This window comes from Deinococcus pimensis DSM 21231 (assembly GCF_000519345.1).
Lineage (GTDB): Bacteria > Deinococcota > Deinococci > Deinococcales > Deinococcaceae > Deinococcus_A > Deinococcus_A pimensis.
Map to the genome: position 1 here is coordinate 1 of NZ_KI912653.1, position 956 is coordinate 956.

Below are 956 nucleotides of genomic sequence, written 5' to 3' on the forward strand. Positions count from 1 at the left end.
GCTGCCAGTCGGGACGGCGGACGGTGGCGGGCGCGAGGAAGGCCGTCAGCGCGCTCCGCTCACGGTCCTCGGTGGTGCGGGCGAGCAGGTCACGCGCGTCGGCCCACAGGGCGCCCTCCGGGGCGGGACCGAGCAGTTCGAGCTCGAAGGCGCCCTTCAGGCGGCGGTGCCCTTCGAGCGAGCCGGACACGAGGGCGTAGTCGAGTCGGCGCAGGGCGTACAGGGACGCGCCGAGCAGCTCACCGAAGCGGCGCGCGACGCGCTCGGCCTTGTACACGCCGTGCCGGGTGGCGAGCTCCGGGAGGCGGCCTTCGGGCGTGACGAGCACGCAGCCCGGCGCCGTGGGGTGACGGATCACGGCGAGCACGTCGACGTGGACGGAGGGCGTGGTCATGCCCTCATCGTACGGACGGGCGCCCCGGAGCGCGTGCGCCGCGTGGCGGAGGCCCGTGGGCGATTTGGCGGAGTCATACCGTTTCGTCTCGAGGAGTTTCCGAAGGAACTCCTCGAGACCGAGCGAAGCGAGGAGAAAAAATGACGAGCTTGCGCGAGTGCAGTTCCACCCTGATGCTTTTCCGGGGTGGAACGGAACGGACGCAAGTTCGTTTCAGCTCGCGCCGAGGAAGGCGCGGTAGCGCTCCAGTTCCGCGTCCAGCGCGCGCCGGAAGGCCGCCGAGGCGGGCGCGGGACCGGGAAAGCCGGTCTCCGCGACGAGCGCGCCGTCCTGCACCGCCAGGTTCGCCCAGCCGACGGCGCGTTCGCCCCACAGGAGCGGGAGGGCGTAGTAGCCGTACAGCCGCTTTCCGGGCGGGGTGTAGGCCTCGAAGCGGTACGCCCAGCCGTGCAGGTGCTCGAAGCGGCGGCGGTCCCACACGACGGGATCGAAGGGCGCGAGGAGCCGCACGCGCGCGGGGGCGTCCCCGCCGGGCGTCTCCCCTTCCGGCCAGAGGTACGTG

Annotated in this window: 2 protein-coding genes; both read right to left on the reverse strand. The window is 72.6% G+C overall.

What is annotated here, in order from left to right; all coding sequences use genetic code 11:
* The coding region (locus DEIPI_RS31320) for a hypothetical protein (RefSeq protein WP_045234387.1) at window positions 1-394 on the reverse strand (394 nt) is incomplete at its 3' end.
* A 213-nt stretch (window positions 395-607) separates the two neighbouring features.
* Window positions 608-956 (reverse strand): DNA glycosylase AlkZ-like family protein (locus DEIPI_RS0114560; RefSeq protein WP_211238302.1); only part of this gene is annotated, 349 nt, incomplete at its 5' end.